This window comes from Flagellimonas zhangzhouensis (assembly GCF_900102925.1).
In the GTDB taxonomy this organism is placed as follows: Bacteria; Bacteroidota; Bacteroidia; order Flavobacteriales; family Flavobacteriaceae; genus Flagellimonas; species Flagellimonas zhangzhouensis.
On sequence record NZ_FNKI01000001.1, the window covers coordinates 1,377,162 to 1,393,166 of the forward strand.

Consider the following 16,005-nt stretch of genomic DNA (forward strand, 5'->3'; position numbering starts at 1 on the left):
TGCGGTGCCTTTAAGATAAAAAAATTAATGTTTGCTTAGTTAATATATAGTCCGGTATAATCCAAAGGATTAACTCCTGGCAAATTCGATCCGTATTTTGTGTTGATGGCTTCAATAAATGCATTGGCCAAAATCGCATATCCTCTAGGTGCTGGGTGAACACCATCCAAAGAGAATCCACCTCCTGTGGCAAAAGTAGCGGTAACAACACTACCATCTGCTTGTTGAAATCCTCCTGAATTAAGTTCAGCTAAAAGTGAATTGACATCAACAAAAGCAATGTCATATTGTGTTGCCAAAGCAGCTATGGTTTGATTGTATGCCGTCAATGCATTTTCAACTATAGTTTGCTCTTCAGGTGTTAATACCCACTTGTCTGCCAAAGGAATTGCAACTCCATTTATGGAGGTTGGGTTTGCAGGGTCGGCCAAGGTTCCAATAAAAGAACTAGAGGTTAACACCATAAGGTCGTCTGCTGTGGCTTGTCGCATGTTGATCAAAGCAGGGTTAAAACCAGTAAGATCAGTTAGGTCTTCATCTATAATTACAACGGCATTGCCCTCTCCAGCTGAAAAAGAAATGGTTCTTTTGGCCAATTCAGCTTCGGTGATAAAACCTCCTAATTGTAATTGTGCCAATCCAGCATTATAAGCTCCGTAAGCTGCCTCACTATTTAAATAGGCTGCGGTTGCTGCATCCAACGGAATTGGATTGTGAGGAACGGTGGTGAAATAAGGAACGTCAGTTACATTGGGAAGGTTTGCGATTACCCCCTCAGCACCATTTGCGGTCATGGTTTGTAAAATACCATTAAGCACAGATGCGAAAACATTTGGATCTGTAATGTCACTTCTAGAATAGGTGGCTGGGTTTAAATTACCAGTTTGGTCAACTCCAGTTCCCCCACCAGTGGCGTATAATAAAATATCGTTTGATCCTGCCCATAAAGAAAAGAAGGTAGCGCCTTGTGCGGCTGCATCTCCAATTACGGAAGCAGATTCTGACGAAGAAATACGTGCAAAATAAGGATTTGCCAATCCCATGGATACGCCAGCTACACTACCATAACCTTCAGCCAAAAGTTCGTAACTCTTGGCACCTGGGATTCCCATATTATTGAAAGGTCCACTTAATTTATTGGAGACTTCCGTGCTACCTTGTCCCGAAACAGGAGTGGGAGCAGGGCCGTCTGCTGCAAATGCCAAATACAATCTGTTTCCTGAAATAGGGGTTCCTCCTAAGGTCATCCCACCGAGATTGTCAGCCATAAAAGGAATTTCAAAATTGCCACCACCGACCAATGCAAAATTACTGGCCAACATGTTTGGCATGGATGCGGTTTGCCCATCTATAAATAAGGCATTATCCGAAAATCCAGCGGTTAGTGAGTTTCCTACGGCCACATATTTGGTGAAATCCGCTGAGCCAGCAGTATATTCTGGTGTTGGTTCAGGATTTTCAACTATGGGGGTATCGTCTTCACATGCAAACAAGAATAAGCCTAGTATTGGAAGTAGGGCATAAAACTTTTTCATATCAATTAAGCAGTTAGAGTTTGTATAAGTTAATCTTATGGTAAATTCAGAATGAACCAAATCTATATTAAATTTGTTATACAGGCAATAAAAAGGGTAAAAAAATTATGCATGCATAATAAAAAGGGTGTGATTTTAAGAATTCAGAAATCTTAAACTCTTTTCGAAAAACTGCTTTGGGTTTTCTGCATGAAGCCAATGACTTGCCTTGTCAATGGTCTCAATTTCTGAATTTGGGAAGTGTCTTTTTAATTCAGGATAGTCGTTGGGCATAATGTATTCGGATCTATCACCGCGCAAAAACAAAGTTGGGCCTTCATAAATGGCCGTAGGGGCAATGTTCTCTCCAATTTCGCTCATTTTGTCTTTTAAAACATCAAAATTGAATCGAAAACCAAGCTTTCCTTGCTCTACCCAATACAGGTTTTTGAGCAAAAACATTCTAATGCCCATGTCCTGAATATGTTTGGCAAGTTCTTCATCTGCTTCACGACGATTGGAGATTTCATCAAAATTTAATTTGGACAGACCATTGAATATAAAATCGTGATGTGGTGGGTAAAACTTGGGTGCAATGTCCGCCACAATTAATTTTTCTACTCTTTCTGGATGAGAAGTAGCCAACTGCATCGCCGTTTTTCCACCCATGGAATGACCAAGCACATAAGCAGAATCAATTCCGTGGTGATCCATATAATTAATGGCATCTTGACTGAGGAGTTCGTAATCGAAATCTGGAGAATGAAAACTTTTACCATGGTTGCGTTGATCCACCAAATGAACTTGAAAACCATTTTCGGCATATTGAGAACCCAAGGTTTTCCAATTGTCCGACATGCCCAAAAAGCCATGTAGAATGATAAAAGGTTTGCCTTCTCCCAGTATTTTTGAATGTAATAACTCCATTATTTTAAGCGGTGTAAATACATGTTGATCACATTTTCCAATCCCATATAAAGCGACTCGCAGATCAATGCGTGACCAATGGAAACCTCTAAAAGGTTTGGAATGTGCTCCTTAAAGAATTTGATATTGTCCAAGCTTAAGTCGTGCCCCGCATTGATTCCTAACCCAAGTTGGTGTGCCATTTCGGCAGCCTCGGTAAAAAGTTTTACACTTGCTTCTTTGTTGCCTGTGGCAAATTCATCAGCAAAGCTTTCCGTGTACAATTCAATGCGATCGGTGCCAGTTTCTGCAGCGCCTTTTACCATCTCAACATCAGGATCCACAAAAATGGAAGTTCGGATACCATTTTCTTTGAAGGTTTTGATCACATCAACCAAAAAATCCTTGTGTTTTATAGTATCCCAGCCTGCGTTCGAAGTAATGGCATCCTCGGCATCGGGCACCAAGGTTACCTGGGTAGGCTTCACTTCCAAAACCAAATCGATGAATTTTGGAACTGGATTCCCCTCAATATTAAATTCAGTGGTCACCACCTTTTTTAGGTCACGGGCATCTTGGTAACGAATATGTCGTTCGTCGGGTCGAGGGTGAATGGTAATGCCTTGAGCACCAAAAGATTCGATGTCTTTTGTGGCTTCAATTAAATTGGGGACATTGCCGCCTCTAGAATTTCGCAATGTGGCGAGCTTATTTATGTTGACACTCAACTTTGTCATGTACTTCTTTTTTAGATTGTCAAAAATAAGAATTCGGCATGCCTTTTGCCATTTATAATTAGTATTTTGCACCTAATAGCTGTGATATGTATATCCACGACAGAATTATCCATACCGTACCTGTTTTCGAGGTTTCAGAAACCTTGAAGGATGTTATTGCTTTTTTTGAGGAGACCACTTCTTCGCATGTGGCCGTAACCGAAAATGGAACTTATTTGGGGTTATTGTCCGAAAACGACCTGGCTTGTTTTGAACCCGAAAAAACCATTGAGGATTTTCGGTATGAGTTGGAACATTTTTTTGTGACCAAGGAGACCTCTTGGTTGGACGTGTTGGAAATGTTCTCGAGAAATGAAGCCAATGTGCTTCCAATTTTGGACAAAGACCAAATGGTGCAGGGCTATTATAGTCTGGATGATATTGTGGATGTATTTATAGATACGCCATTTTTTAAAGAACCAGGTGCCATTCTAGTGGTATCCATTGGGGCGAAGGATTATTCGTTTAGTGAGATGGCCCAGATAGTGGAAAGTAACAACGCCCGTTTGTTAGGGGCATTTATTACCAATGCAGAAAATGATATGGTTCAGATTACCCTAAAGATTGGAACCCAGAATATGAACGAGGTGGCGCAGACTTTTAGGCGATACAACTACACTATAGAGTTCGGTAATAGCGATGATCAGTTTTTGGAAGATTTGAAGCAGCGTTCCGACTACCTCGAGAAATATCTTAACGTATAGTATGAAAGTAGCCATTTACGGTCAAACTTTTCAAGAAGGGGATAGGCAATGTGTGGAGGAGCTGATTGATGAGCTTAAAAAACATAATGCCTCCATTTATGTGGAAGAAGGTTTTAACAAACACATTTCCGAATTTTCTAAAGGACATATTAAAGGTGAGTTTAACCAAACCAAAGGTTTGGACCGCTTTTTTGATATGTTCGTAAGCTTTGGGGGCGACGGAACCATGTTGCGTGCCGTTACCTATGTGAAGGATTTGGGGATTCCCATCGTTGGGGTGAATACGGGAAGGCTAGGGTTTTTATCCACCTTTAAAAAGGAAAATGTACGTAAACTGGTCACGGAGTTTGTGGCTGGACATTATACCATTGAGCAACGTAGCTTGGTGGAAGTGGACTTGAATTCGGATACGGATGAGTTTAATGGACTCAATTTTGCCTTGAATGAGATTACCGTGAGCCGAAAGGATACCACTTCCATGATTACCGTAGAAACTTGGTTGAACGATGAATATTTAACCGCATATTGGTCCGATGGACTTATTGTTTCTACGCCAACTGGATCTACTGGCTATTCCTTGAGCTGTGGTGGACCTGTGATTGAGCCAACGGCAAAATCGTTGGTATTGACGCCCATCGCTCCACATAATTTAAATGCCCGTCCGTTGGTTATTTCTGACAATACCAAAATTCGCCTTAAGGTGTCGGGTAGGGAGCAAACGCATTTGGTTTCTTTGGATTCGAGAATCACGGATATTCCCAATGGCAAGGAAATCAGAATCAAAAAATCCGATTTCACCATTAAAATGATAGAATATAAATCCGAAAGCTTTTTAAAAACACTACGCAATAAATTGCTTTGGGGCGAAGACCGACGCAATTGAGCATATTAAAAACAATAAAAGAGGCGAAAATCTGTTTAACAAAAGAGTACAATCATAAATCAGTGTTTATTGACCTTCCTTTACTCTTAATTACTGAAATTTAGTGGATAAAATGCGGATAATTTTAGCAGTTTTGCTGTGCTGTGTGATCAAGGTTAGTGCCCAAACCTATGAGATTGGTGTGTTTGCAGGAGGTGTAAACATGATCGGTGATGTGGGAAGAACAAATTACCTGTTGCCTACTGGCCCTGCTTTTGGGGGGATCTTTAAATGGAATGCTGGAAAGCGATATGCTTGGAGAGGTAGTGTAACCTATGGTAGTTTTACGGCAAACGATAACAAATCGCACATGCAATCCAGGCGACAACGTGGATATGTGGTCGATAATTCGGTGTTGGAATTCTCTGCAGGACTCGAAATTAACTTTGTTGAATACAATCTTCATAAGCTCGGACCCGCCTTTACACCTTACTTATATACGGGTATAACCTACTTTAGGTACGATTTTAATTATATTGATGCCCTTCAAGTGCAGGATATTAACCAAAAAGAAGGTAGTTTTGCAATTCCAATGACGGTTGGGGCTAAGTATCGTTTAAATCAATTTTTGATTCTTGGAGCCGAAATTGGGGCCAGATATACTTTTACGGACAATTTGGACGCGAGTAACCCTGAAGGTTCCAATTTTGAGCAATTCCGATTCGGAAATATATTGAGCGACGACTGGTACGTCTTTTCAGGTTTAACATTGACTTATACCTTTGGACGTAAACCTTGCCAGGATTGTTTTCAATAAAATGTACACGCTAGAAGACGTTAACAAAGACAAATTGCCAAAACACATCGCCGTAATCATGGACGGTAATGGTCGTTGGGCCAAACAACGTGGAAAACTTCGCATGTTTGGTCACGAAAACGGTGTGGATGCAGTGAACAAGACCGTAGAAAGCTGTGCCAAGCTTCAAATTCCTTTTTTAACCTTATATGCTTTCTCTACCGAAAACTGGAATCGCCCAAAGGTAGAAATCGATACCCTTATGAAGCTGTTGGTTACGGCATTGAAAAAGGAATTAAAGACCCTGAACAAACATAATATAAGGTTAAGGGCCATTGGAAAAATAGATACACTTCCCGAAAAAGCCTTTCAAGAACTTACCGAGGTAATGTCCAAAACGGAAAATAATACCGGAATGACGTTGACCCTTGCATTGAGTTATGGGTCGCGGGAAGAGATAAAAACTGCAGTTCAGGAGATTGCGGTCAAAGTTAAAAATAATATAATTTCACCCGAAAATATTGACGAAGCGGTTATAAATACACATCTTTACGCGCACTTTTTGCCTGATGTAGACTTACTTATACGCACAAGCGGCGAATGTAGGATAAGTAATTTTTTACTTTGGCAGATTGCATACGCTGAATTATATTTTATTGATGTATTTTGGCCCGATTTTAGAGAAAATCATTTGGTAGAAGCCATATTAAGTTACCAAAATAGAGAACGACGATTTGGAAAAACAAGCGAACAACTCACTTAAAGGTATTGCAAACTCTTTACGTAACCACCTTAAAATATTAATTCCCCTACTGCTATTCTCCATTCCGGGAATTGCCCAAGAAACCAACTTTGAGGATGGAAAAGACTACATATTAGGTGGTCTTACCGTTACAGGGCTACAAAGTTATAACGAACAGACCGTGGTTACCTACACGGGTTTGCGTGTGGGGCAGCCTATAAGGGTTCCAGGAGATGAAATCAGTGCAGTGATCAAAAAACTCTGGAATCTTGATTTGTTCAGCAATGTAGAAATGTACTATACCAAGATTGAAGGCGATCAAATCTTTTTGGAGTTGAACATCTTGGAGCGTCCTACCTTAAATAATGTAACCGTTTACGGGGTTAAAAAACGCAAGGTTCAAGACATTATTGACGATACCGACCTTAAAAAGGGGAAGAAGATTACCGAGAGTTTAATTGCGAACACCAAGAACTTTCTTCAGAACAAGTACAAAAAACAAGGGTATCTTAATGCCAACGTCAACATTGCTACCGTTGCCGATACATCGGGTACCAACACCCAAAACATGGTAATCAATGTTAAAAAGGGTGATAAAGTAAAAGTTAGAAAAATCAATTTTATTGGAAACGAAAAGTTGTCCAATAAAAGATTGGCCAAGTCCCTGAAAAATACCAAGAAAAGAAAGCCAGGCCGTTTCTGGAAAAAATCCAAATATATAGAGGCTGATTTTCAAGAAGACCTTGATAAATTGGTGGAAACATATGCCGAAAGAGGGTATAGGGATGCAAGGGTAATTACCGACACCTTTGTGAAAGTGAACGAGAAAAGTATTGATCTATCCATCACAGTAGAGGAAGGAGACAAATACTATTTTGGTGATATAGATTTCGTGGGAAACACGGTATATTCCGATAGAGTTTTGGCCCAAGTAATGGGAATTAAAAAAGGCGATACTTATAATGGCGTATTGTTGAAAGAAAGGGTGGCCGATGCAGGTGATCCAGATGCAAACGATATTACCAACCTATATCAAAACAACGGTTATTTGTTTTCAACAATTAACCCAGTTGAGGTTTCTGCCGTTAACGATACTATCGATTTTGAAATCAGGATCATTGAAGGAAAGGAAACTTTCTTGGATCACGTAACTGTTTCTGGAAACGATAAGACCAACGACCACGTAATTTTTAGGGAATTGCGTACACGTCCAGGTCAAAAATACAGCAAGTCCAATATTGTTCGTAGTATTCGCGAATTAGGTCAAATGGGCTTTTTTGATGCAGAACAAATTGTTCCAGATATCCAAAACCCAGATCCAAATGCAGGTACGGTAGATATCAACTATAGCCTAGTAGAGTCAGGTTCCAGCCAAATTGAACTGCAAGGTGGTTTTGGTGGTGGTGGATTCATCGGTACCTTGGGACTTTCCTTTAGCAACTTCTCCTTAAAGAATATTTTCAATAAAGAAGCCTACCAACCTGTGCCCATGGGAGATGGTCAAACTTTTGCTTTGCGTTTACAGGCCAGTAGAACCTTTAGGGTGTATAGTTTAAACTTCTCCGAACCATGGTTGGGAGGTAAAAAGCCGGTAAGGTTTAACCTTTCCTTATCCAGAACGCAACAATTTGCTACAGGATATAACAGTAATGGTAGGTTGGATGTAGATAGATCAAGAGGATTTGCCATAACAGGAGTTTCTGCCGGTTTGGCGAAAAGGGTACAGTGGCCAGATGATTTCTTCACCATTTCGCACGCCGTAAGTTATCAGTTGTACGACTTTAACGATTACAACAGTGGATTGTTCAACTTTGGTAATGGTAGCTCCAACTCCTTAAGCTATACATTAGGTATTTCAAGAAGTTCCCAAGGACCAAGTAGAATTTTCCCAATGACTGGGTCTAATTTTGAACTAACAGCAAAAATGACCCCACCATATTCTTTGTTTAGTGGAAAGGACTACAAACAATTGAAGGAGGATATTGATGAGACCACCCAAAGATTGTACGATCTACAAGGTGACGATTCAACTGAAGGACAATTGGAGTTTGCTCGTTTACAAGAAGACTTGGAGCGCATGGAAGAAGAGCGTTTCAAACTATTGGAATATTTCAAGATTAAGTTTAAAGGAGACTGGTACACCACTTTGGTAGATAAATTGGTATTGAGAACCAATGCAGAATTTGGATTCTTGGGTGCCTACAACCACGATATTGGAGATGTTCCATTCGAGCGTTTTTATGTAGGTGGTGACGGACTTGGAAACTTTACCTTGGATGGTAGGGATGTGGTTCAATTGCGTGGATACGAAAACCAGTCCTTGACCCCATATAGTAGAAACCCAATTACCAATAATTTGGAACAGGACGGAGGAACTATTTACAACAAATTCTCCTTGGAACTGCGTTATCCATTAACGTTGAAGCCTTCAGCATCCATTTATGCCCTAACTTTTTTAGAGGCAGGTAATGCTTACAACAATTTTAAAGACTATAATCCGTTTGAATTAAAAAGATCTGCCGGAGTGGGGCTACGTATTTTTATGCCGGCATTCGGACTCTTGGGGATTGATTTTGGTTACGGATTCGATACAGATTCCAGACCATCATCGGTTGGACCAAGTGGCTGGCAAACGCACTTCATCATCGGGCAGCAGTTTTAATCAATGGAAAATTGTGTCTTAATAATTCGTAAACACCTCATTTAAAAGGATTTGATTATTTTGGCACGATATTTTCTATGTAAAATGCGGAATCAAAGATGAATTCAAAAGTTCTTTTAGTTTTAGTTGTTTTGATGACATCCTTTTATGGGTTTTCCCAAAGAGGAGTACGTATCGGATACGTGGATATGGAATATATCCTCGAGAATGTAGAGGAATATAGGGATGCCACCGAGCAATTAAATGCAAAAGCTGAAAAGTGGAAGCAAGAGATTGATCTGAAGCAAAGCGTGGTTGAGCAGATGAAAAAGGACCTTATGGCCGAAAAAGTGCTGCTTACCGACGAGTTGATTGCGGAGCGCGAAGAAGAGATTCAAATCTTGGAAAAGGAAATGTTGGATTACCAACAAGACCGTTTTGGACCACGTGGTGATTTGGTATTGCAAAAGCAGCTGTTAATTCAGCCAATCCAAGACCAGGTATTTAACGAGGTACAGAAAATCGGAGGCAATAAAAGATACGATTTTATTTTTGATAAATCGGCAGATGTTGTAATGTTGTACTCCGAAAAAAGACACGATATCAGTGACTTGGTGTTAAGGGAGATAGGGCGAACAAGAAAAGTTAGCGCATCGAACAGAAAACAAGAGGAACAAAGCAGATTGGAGCAGTTTGAAGCCGAGGAGGCCGAAGCTGATGAGGAAATAAGTGATGCCCTAAGAGAGCGTCAAGAAAATGCTGCTACAGCCCAAGCCGAAAGGGAAAAGCAGGCCGAAGCAGATAGAGCAGAAAAATTACGTTTAAGAGAAGAACGCAAAAAAGCATACGAAGAAAGAAGGAAAAAATTATTGGAAGAGCGCGAGGCCAATCGAAAAGCCAAATTGGAAGAGCGAAAAAAAGCGCAAGAACAACAGAAAGATTCAATAGGATAAAGTATATTGGACCACTAAATTTAAAGTCAAAATAGTAACAGAGAGAATCATGAAAAATGTAAAAAGGATAGCGGTAGCACTAGTTTTGTTTGTAGCGGCTACTGGATTTGTTAATGCTCAGAGCAAGATTGCACATATCAACGTTCAGCAGTTGTTAACAGATATGCCAGAGATGAAGGCTGCCCAAGCTGAATTGAAGAAGTTGCAGGAAACTTACCGTGCAGATATTCAAAGCTCAATGACCGAGCTTCAAAACAAATATACACAATACCAAAACGAAGCCACTTCCAAAACAAGAGAAGAAAACGAACAAAGAGCCGTTGAACTTCAAGGTTTCGAAAAAAATATTCAAGAGGCTGAGCAAGCTGCCATGCAAGAAATGCAGAAAAAGCAGCAAGAATTGTTTGCTCCTATTTCCGATAAAGCAAAAGCAGCCATCGAAAAAGTTGCTGCGGCACAAGGTTACGATTATGTAATCGATGCTAGCCCAGGATTGAGCTTGATCGTGTCTAAAGGTCCAGACCTTTTGTCAGCTGTAAAACAAGAATTAGGATTCTAATCCCGATTTTTTAAAAGAACTAAAAACCGCTTTTTCATCAAAAAGCGGTTTTTTTGTGGGTAAAATTCAAAGTAGCTATTTTTAATTATGGTCAAACCCATAGGTGTTTTTGATTCAGGGGTAGGAGGAACCTCCATTTGGAAAGAAGTGGCAAAAATGCTTCCGCATGAAAGCACCATTTATTTGGCCGATAGTGCCAATGCACCCTATGGAGAAAAATCCAAAGAAGAAATACTCCAACTCAGCATTAAGAATACCGAATTTTTATTAAATCAAGGTTGTAAGTTGATTGTGGTGGCCTGCAATACCGCAACCACCAATGCCATCGATTATCTTCGGGAGCATTTTCAGGTACCCTTCATAGGAATAGAACCTGCCATTAAACCTGCAGCATTACAAACACAGACCAAAAAAGTGGGCATATTGGCCACCAAGGGCACACTTTCCAGTAGTTTGTTTTCCAATACCTCTAAACTTTATGCAGAAGGAATTACCGTGCTGGAACAAGAGGGAAAAGGATTGGTTAAATTAATTGAATCAGGAGATATTAAATCTGAAGAAATGAAAACTCTGCTCAACCAATTTTTAGAACCCATGCTGGAACAAAACATCGATTGTTTGGTGTTGGGATGCACCCACTATCCTTATTTAATTCCTATACTAAGAGAATTATTGCCCCCAAACATAACAATCATTGATTCAGGGGAGGCTGTGGCTAGGCAGACCAAGGCCGTTTTGGAGCAAAACAATTTGATGACGCAAGAAAATAACGCCCCTTCCCATATTTTTTACAGTAATAAAGACGTTGCAGTTTTGGAGCAATTGGTCAATTCCCCATCGGCACAAATTTCTTACTTAGATTTTTAATCCTGTATCCTGCGGTAGGTCAAATAGGAAAAATCGTATTTGTGCTTTTCATCCTTTGGATGATGTTCTTCCTTAACCAACTCCCAGTTTTTTGGATCAATTTCTGGAAAAAAGGCATCCGCTTCAAAAGTTTCATGAACACGCGTTAATTCAATATAGGTAGCAATCGCCATCGATTGTTTGTAAATCTCACCTCCGCCAATAATAAAAGCAGTCTCATTTGGTTCCACCAAATCAATCGCGGCTTCCAATGAATGAACAATGGTGCATGGAAATTTGGGTGTATAATCGGTATCACGGGTAATGGCAATATGTGTGCGATTGGGAAGAGGTTTTGGGAAGCTTTCCAATGTCTTTCTACCCATGATTATCTTATGGCCCGAAGTTATGGTCTTAAACCGCTTAAAATCGTCTGGAAGATGCCAAACGAGGTCATTGTCCTTGCCCAGGGCATTGTTTTCACCTGCCGCGGCAATAATGATCAATTGCTTCACTATTCTTTTTTTTTATTGATTTTGGAAAGGGGGAAATCCGTTTCAATTTCTTTTTGGATCTCCGCTATTTTTTTCTTTTGAAGTGCCACCAATCGTTCCCGTTGTTTGCGTTCCCAATCCTTACCCATAAATTTTTGGGTCACAAAAATATTAAAAGTATGTAGGCATAGTAAAAAGAACCAGACTAGAATAATCCAAACTGACCAATCATGGGCTTCACCGTATTTTAAAACTTTATTCGCCAGAAGTAAAAAGATGCTACCGATCAAAAAAATCACGAAATGGGTGAACAAGCGTTTCTTTTGGGCAATGCGTTTTTGGGCATGTTCCAAAAGTTCATGCTGCTCCAAATCTATTTTGGGTTTGTTCTTTTTTCCGAATGACAACATGGAATGGCTATCTTTATCAACAAAGATAAAGTAATTCGATCCAAAGCCATTTGCAATGCAACACCTAAGAAAAAAATTCCCCGTTCTTAACCAAAGTATCTACGCCAATACCGCTTCCGCAGGACTTTTAAGTGAAGATTTGATGGAGTGGAGACAAGGACACGATTTGGACTATCTGATTGGTGGAAGTGATATGAAGAATAAGGGATTTGCCCACATGCCCGAAATCAAAAAAGCGGTAGGGAAGTTTTTTCATTGTAAACCCGAAAATGTGGCTTTGGTGCCCAATTTTAGTTTAGGCTTTAATTTGTTGTTGGAAGGAATGCCTAAAAACAAAAAAGTCTTGTTGCTCAACAACGATTATCCTTCGGTGAACTGGCCATTCGAAACCCGAAATTTTGACCGCGCCTATGTGGATATCGATGAAGACATGGAGGATCATATTTATGAAAAGGTGAAATCCGAAAACATAGACATTTTTGTCTTGAGTTTGGTGCAATGGGTGAATGGAGTTAAAATTGATTTTGAATTTTTAAAACAACTTAAAAAAGAATTTCCCAACCTGATGATCATTGCTGATGGTACCCAATATTGTGGACAGGAACCTTTCAACTTCGAAAAATCAGGAATCGATATTCTGGGTGCCAGTGCCTACAAATGGTTGTTGGCTGGTTATGGTAACGGATTTTTTCTGGTTAAGGATGGAATCAAAGATCAGTTTGAATTGAAAGGCATTGGTAATGGATCAGTAAACAACGATGCATCACAACGTAATAATATTTCCTTCTGTAAGTTTTTAGAACCAGGTCATTTGGATTCCTTCAATTTTGGAAGTTTGGAATTTGCCCTTGAATTTTTGGATGAAATTGGGCAGGAACATATTCAGACACAATTAAAGAAATTGTCCAAAAAAGGGATGGAAACCTTCTCGGAACTGGGGCTATTGGAGCCATCAATCACTAAAAGAAAGGAACATTCAACCATCTTCAGTATTAAAGGGGATGAGAAACTCTTTAACAAATTGACAGCCGAAGATGTGGTGGCTTCGCTTCGTGGTGGGGGTATTCGATTAAGCTTTCATTTTTACAATACCGAAGAGGAAATAGATGTTATAGGAACACTTCTAAAGCGTTGGTCTTCAAAAGGATAATTGGTAAAATTCATTAAAAAAATTTAGCAAAAGTAACCCTTAAGTTAGCTGCATTTTATCAATTTGATAAATCGGTGCTAACTTATTGTAAGTAAATGGTTTTATGCATTGTTTTGTATCGGAATTAAAATTATTTGGTACCATGGCAATTAAAAAACAATACTTAAAAAGTAAGCCTGTTTGCAAAGTTACATTCACTGTTCCTGCAGATGAGGCAAAGACTGTTGCTGTAGTAGGGGATTTCAATAAATGGAATCCTAAAAAGAGCAGCTTAACGAAACTGAAAAACGGAACCTTTAAAGGTACGTTCGATTTACCTGTGGAAAACAGTTACGAATTTAGATATTTAATTGACGGCACTTATACCAACGAAGCCGAAGCAGATCGTTACCAATGGAACGATTATGCTGGTACGGAAAATGCCGTTTTAGAACTTTAAATAGAATCGCCATCGGGAGTTCCCCAAGCCTCGGTGGCGGATTTCTTTTTTACTTCGTCCAATAGTCGACTACCAAAACATCGGCGATATGTGGACCTGCGACTGCTCCAAAAGCTTGATGGTCTGGATGTGGGAGATAAGCATCCCGATCCGCTTCGCTATCAAAAGTTAAAAAATAACAATGGGTAAGCCCTTTGTTCAGACCTTCTGGACTGTTGTTCAGTCCCCATTCGTAATCCTTGATCAAGTCAATTTTTGAGGGTAGAGCGTTAAAAGCCTCTTCTACTTTTTTAATATCGGCTTCGGTAGATGTTTCTTTGAATTTGAATAATACTACGTGGCGTAATTTACTGGCTGTGACTTCGGTTGTTTTCACGTTCTTGGTGCTATTCGGTTGATGCGTAGGAATACTAAATCCTACCAAAAATAAAATAAGACAAAGTGTGCTTAGTGCGGTTTTCATGGTTGTGTGCTTTAAAGGTTACGGAATGTGTGGCTCTAAATTAGCACAAAATACTGGTAATTAAATACATTTACTTTTTGGTCACCAAAAGATACAATACAACCCCTGGGCCCGATTTTACCTTATCAATTTCCCATTCAAATTTATTTTTTTCAGATAGGGAGTCGACCAATGCTGCCATTTCTTTAATCGAATAGGTTCGCAAGGATGACACAACCCCATCCCACAAAACAAATAAGGGCACAATTGGTATAATATAGGTGAAAATAATACGACTCAATTTGAAAGGTCTGATGAATGGAGTGGTGAGCAACACACTTATGGGTGAAAAAATCATGGCCAAAATGCTCGGAACACTTCTTTCCTGCCCCTCAAAAATGGCAATTGGACTATCCGCGTCAACGGCATTTTGCAAAATACGTTTGGCATCCTCAGGTTTAAAATGATGTAGTGACAAAAATTGGGTGCGCAGCCCTTTTAAATTTTCGGGTACATTTCGAGCATCGATTGGGGAAGCAACATATTCAAAATTGTCTGCTTGTGCTGTGGTGTATTCATATGCTGGAAGGTTGGGGTAAAAGTCGGTAAGGGTGATCTTTAAATCGGGAATTTCTTTTTTCAATTCCGAGTTGAGCCAAAGCAGTCCGCCACCACCACCAGAACCCAAATCAACAATTTGATTTGTGCCGCTTTTTTCCAAACCTTTTAAAATGATGGGGATAATGGGTTTGTACATTTTGGTTTTATTCGATAAAAACTGAAGAAAATCGGTTCCGTAGTTCCGTAAAAATGACGGAAACCATTTTTGGTCTTCAAATTCGAATAGGTGTACTCTTCCCATTAACGGTAAATTAAAAATCAGGACAACTTCTACTTATGTACAAGTTAGAGAAAATTAAGGTGTAGAGGTTTAAAATGCAGTCAAAATGGAAATTATAAGCGGAAGTGCATAGGGATGGAGTATGGAATTTTGACTGGTTCTCCATTTACGGTTGCAGGTGTAAATGTTGGTAACAAATTGACTATTCGTAGGGCTTCTCCCTGCAAAATAGTGTCCCCGCGCATTCTTATATTTTCTACAGTACCATATTTGTTTATGGTGAAAATGATATAGACCGTTCCCGAAATTCTTTTTTCAATAGCTTTTTTAGGGTAATTGAAATGGGTTTTGATGTGATTTTGCATCTTCTCTTGAAAACAGGTGCGAGCCTCCTGTTCAGTTAAGCTTTCACAACCTGGAAATCTTGGTATTTGATGAATGGCACCACCAGTATAGTCTTTTTCAACTTCAATGGAAGCAATGTCAGTTTCACCCTCCATTTTGGTGATTAAAAACTGATATGAAAACTCGTGTAGGGATTCTTGTGGTTTCCTATTTATAATCTCTTTGATATTCAGATTGTAAAATAGGTCTTCAAGTGCTTTATTGTATTTTTTTCCTAGATTTTTGTCTCTTATTGTGGCGTAACTTTTATCCTCAAGAACCTGATTATTTTGATCGAATATTAACCGAGCACCAATATGTAATGTGTCCTTTTCATATTTAAGAAGATATTTTGCCTTCTTTGGGTCATTTAGGAATGCTGTTACTTTACTTTGTAAATATTCATAAACACATTGGCTATTATTTGAGCTGTTTGCACAATCGGTGAGTATAATTTCTTCTTGAGGGAAATAATTGATCTCACTTTGAGAAAAAATGCTTTTGAAACTAAATAATGCTATGGTTATGAATATAGCTCTAATCATG

18 protein-coding genes are annotated in these 16,005 nt (G+C 39.4%); 10 read left to right on the plus strand and 8 right to left on the minus strand.

The window, feature by feature from the left end:
- Nucleotides 1-35 precede the first annotated feature (35 nt).
- The 3 genes from BLQ18_RS05980 to BLQ18_RS05990 form a co-directional block, all read right to left on the minus strand.
- Nucleotides 36-1,535: an SGNH/GDSL hydrolase family protein gene (locus tag BLQ18_RS05980; RefSeq protein ID WP_090293472.1), complete on the minus strand. Its 1,500-nt coding sequence runs from the start codon at nt 1,533-1,535 to the stop codon at nt 36-38.
- Nucleotides 1,536-1,670: 135 nt separating this feature from the next.
- Complete coding sequence (locus tag BLQ18_RS05985) at nt 1,671-2,441, minus strand: alpha/beta fold hydrolase (RefSeq protein ID WP_090293473.1); 771 nt, start codon at nt 2,439-2,441, stop codon at nt 1,671-1,673.
- Complete coding sequence (locus BLQ18_RS05990) at nt 2,441-3,157, minus strand: pyridoxine 5'-phosphate synthase (protein ID WP_090293474.1); 717 nt, start codon at nt 3,155-3,157, stop codon at nt 2,441-2,443. Before BLQ18_RS05990 ends, BLQ18_RS05985 begins: the two co-directional genes overlap by 1 nt.
- An 86-nt stretch (nt 3,158-3,243) precedes the next feature.
- On the opposite strand from BLQ18_RS05990, the gene BLQ18_RS05995 reads away from it, so the two are divergent.
- The 8 genes from BLQ18_RS05995 to murI all read left to right on the plus strand — a co-directional run bounded on the left by BLQ18_RS05995 (nt 3,244) and on the right by murI (nt 11,320).
- Nucleotides 3,244-3,900 (plus strand): CBS domain-containing protein, encoded by a 657-nt coding sequence (locus tag BLQ18_RS05995; RefSeq protein WP_090293475.1) that lies wholly within the window; start codon nt 3,244-3,246, stop codon nt 3,898-3,900.
- A 1-nt stretch (nt 3,901) separates the two neighbouring features.
- Nucleotides 3,902-4,783, plus strand: coding sequence for an NAD kinase (locus tag BLQ18_RS06000; RefSeq protein WP_090293476.1), 882 nt, complete (start codon nt 3,902-3,904; stop codon nt 4,781-4,783).
- A gap of 112 nt (nt 4,784-4,895) precedes the next feature.
- Nucleotides 4,896-5,579, plus strand: a complete 684-nt coding sequence (gene porG, locus BLQ18_RS06005) for a type IX secretion system protein PorG (RefSeq protein ID WP_090293477.1) — start codon at nt 4,896-4,898, stop codon at nt 5,577-5,579.
- Between the two features lies 1 nt (nt 5,580).
- Nucleotides 5,581-6,321 (plus strand): isoprenyl transferase, encoded by a 741-nt coding sequence (locus tag BLQ18_RS06010; protein WP_090293478.1) that lies wholly within the window; start codon nt 5,581-5,583, stop codon nt 6,319-6,321.
- Complete coding sequence (locus tag BLQ18_RS06015; protein ID WP_090293479.1) at nt 6,293-8,962, plus strand: BamA/OMP85 family outer membrane protein; 2,670 nt, start codon at nt 6,293-6,295, stop codon at nt 8,960-8,962. The genes BLQ18_RS06010 and BLQ18_RS06015 overlap by 29 nt, the downstream gene beginning before the upstream one ends.
- A gap of 98 nt (nt 8,963-9,060) precedes the next feature.
- Entirely contained in the window at nt 9,061-9,894 is an 834-nt protein-coding gene (locus tag BLQ18_RS06020) for an OmpH/Skp family outer membrane protein (protein WP_090293480.1), read from the plus strand.
- A 49-nt stretch (nt 9,895-9,943) separates the two neighbouring features.
- On the plus strand, nt 9,944-10,453 hold the full coding sequence (locus BLQ18_RS06025; protein ID WP_090293481.1) for an OmpH/Skp family outer membrane protein: 510 nt from the start codon (nt 9,944-9,946) through the stop codon (nt 10,451-10,453).
- Between the two features lie 87 nt (nt 10,454-10,540).
- Nucleotides 10,541-11,320, plus strand: a complete 780-nt coding sequence (gene murI / locus BLQ18_RS06030; RefSeq protein ID WP_090293482.1) for a glutamate racemase — start codon at nt 10,541-10,543, stop codon at nt 11,318-11,320.
- Here the strand turns inward: murI and BLQ18_RS06035 are convergent.
- Both BLQ18_RS06035 and BLQ18_RS06040 read right to left on the minus strand, forming a co-directional pair.
- Nucleotides 11,317-11,814, minus strand: a complete 498-nt coding sequence (locus BLQ18_RS06035) for a dihydrofolate reductase (protein ID WP_090293483.1) — start codon at nt 11,812-11,814, stop codon at nt 11,317-11,319. The two genes, murI and BLQ18_RS06035, sit on opposite strands and share 4 nt — an antisense overlap.
- Nucleotides 11,814-12,203 (minus strand): 2TM domain-containing protein, encoded by a 390-nt coding sequence (locus BLQ18_RS06040; protein ID WP_090293484.1) that lies wholly within the window; start codon nt 12,201-12,203, stop codon nt 11,814-11,816. The genes BLQ18_RS06035 and BLQ18_RS06040 overlap by 1 nt, the downstream gene beginning before the upstream one ends.
- 55 nt (nt 12,204-12,258) lie before the next feature.
- On the opposite strand from BLQ18_RS06040, the gene BLQ18_RS06045 reads away from it, so the two are divergent.
- A complete protein-coding gene (locus tag BLQ18_RS06045; protein WP_090293485.1) occupies nt 12,259-13,353 on the plus strand; it encodes an aminotransferase class V-fold PLP-dependent enzyme in 1,095 nt (364 codons plus the stop codon).
- Nucleotides 13,354-13,495: 142 nt separating this feature from the next.
- The gene (locus tag BLQ18_RS06050; protein ID WP_090293684.1) at nt 13,496-13,792 is read left to right on the plus strand and encodes an isoamylase early set domain-containing protein; all 297 of its coding nucleotides are present in this window, start codon (nt 13,496-13,498) and stop codon (nt 13,790-13,792) included.
- A 49-nt stretch (nt 13,793-13,841) separates the two neighbouring features.
- Here BLQ18_RS06050 and BLQ18_RS06055 read toward each other — a convergent pair whose 3' ends face one another.
- The 3 genes from BLQ18_RS06055 to BLQ18_RS06065 form a co-directional block, all read right to left on the minus strand.
- On the minus strand, nt 13,842-14,255 hold the full coding sequence (locus BLQ18_RS06055; RefSeq protein ID WP_090293486.1) for a Dabb family protein: 414 nt from the start codon (nt 14,253-14,255) through the stop codon (nt 13,842-13,844).
- Between the two features lie 70 nt (nt 14,256-14,325).
- Nucleotides 14,326-15,096: a hypothetical protein gene (locus tag BLQ18_RS06060; protein ID WP_090293487.1), complete on the minus strand. Its 771-nt coding sequence runs from the start codon at nt 15,094-15,096 to the stop codon at nt 14,326-14,328.
- Nucleotides 15,097-15,188: 92 nt separating this feature from the next.
- Nucleotides 15,189-16,004, minus strand: coding sequence for an energy transducer TonB (locus BLQ18_RS06065; protein WP_175443722.1), 816 nt, complete (start codon nt 16,002-16,004; stop codon nt 15,189-15,191).
- Nucleotide 16,005 lies beyond the last annotated feature (1 nt).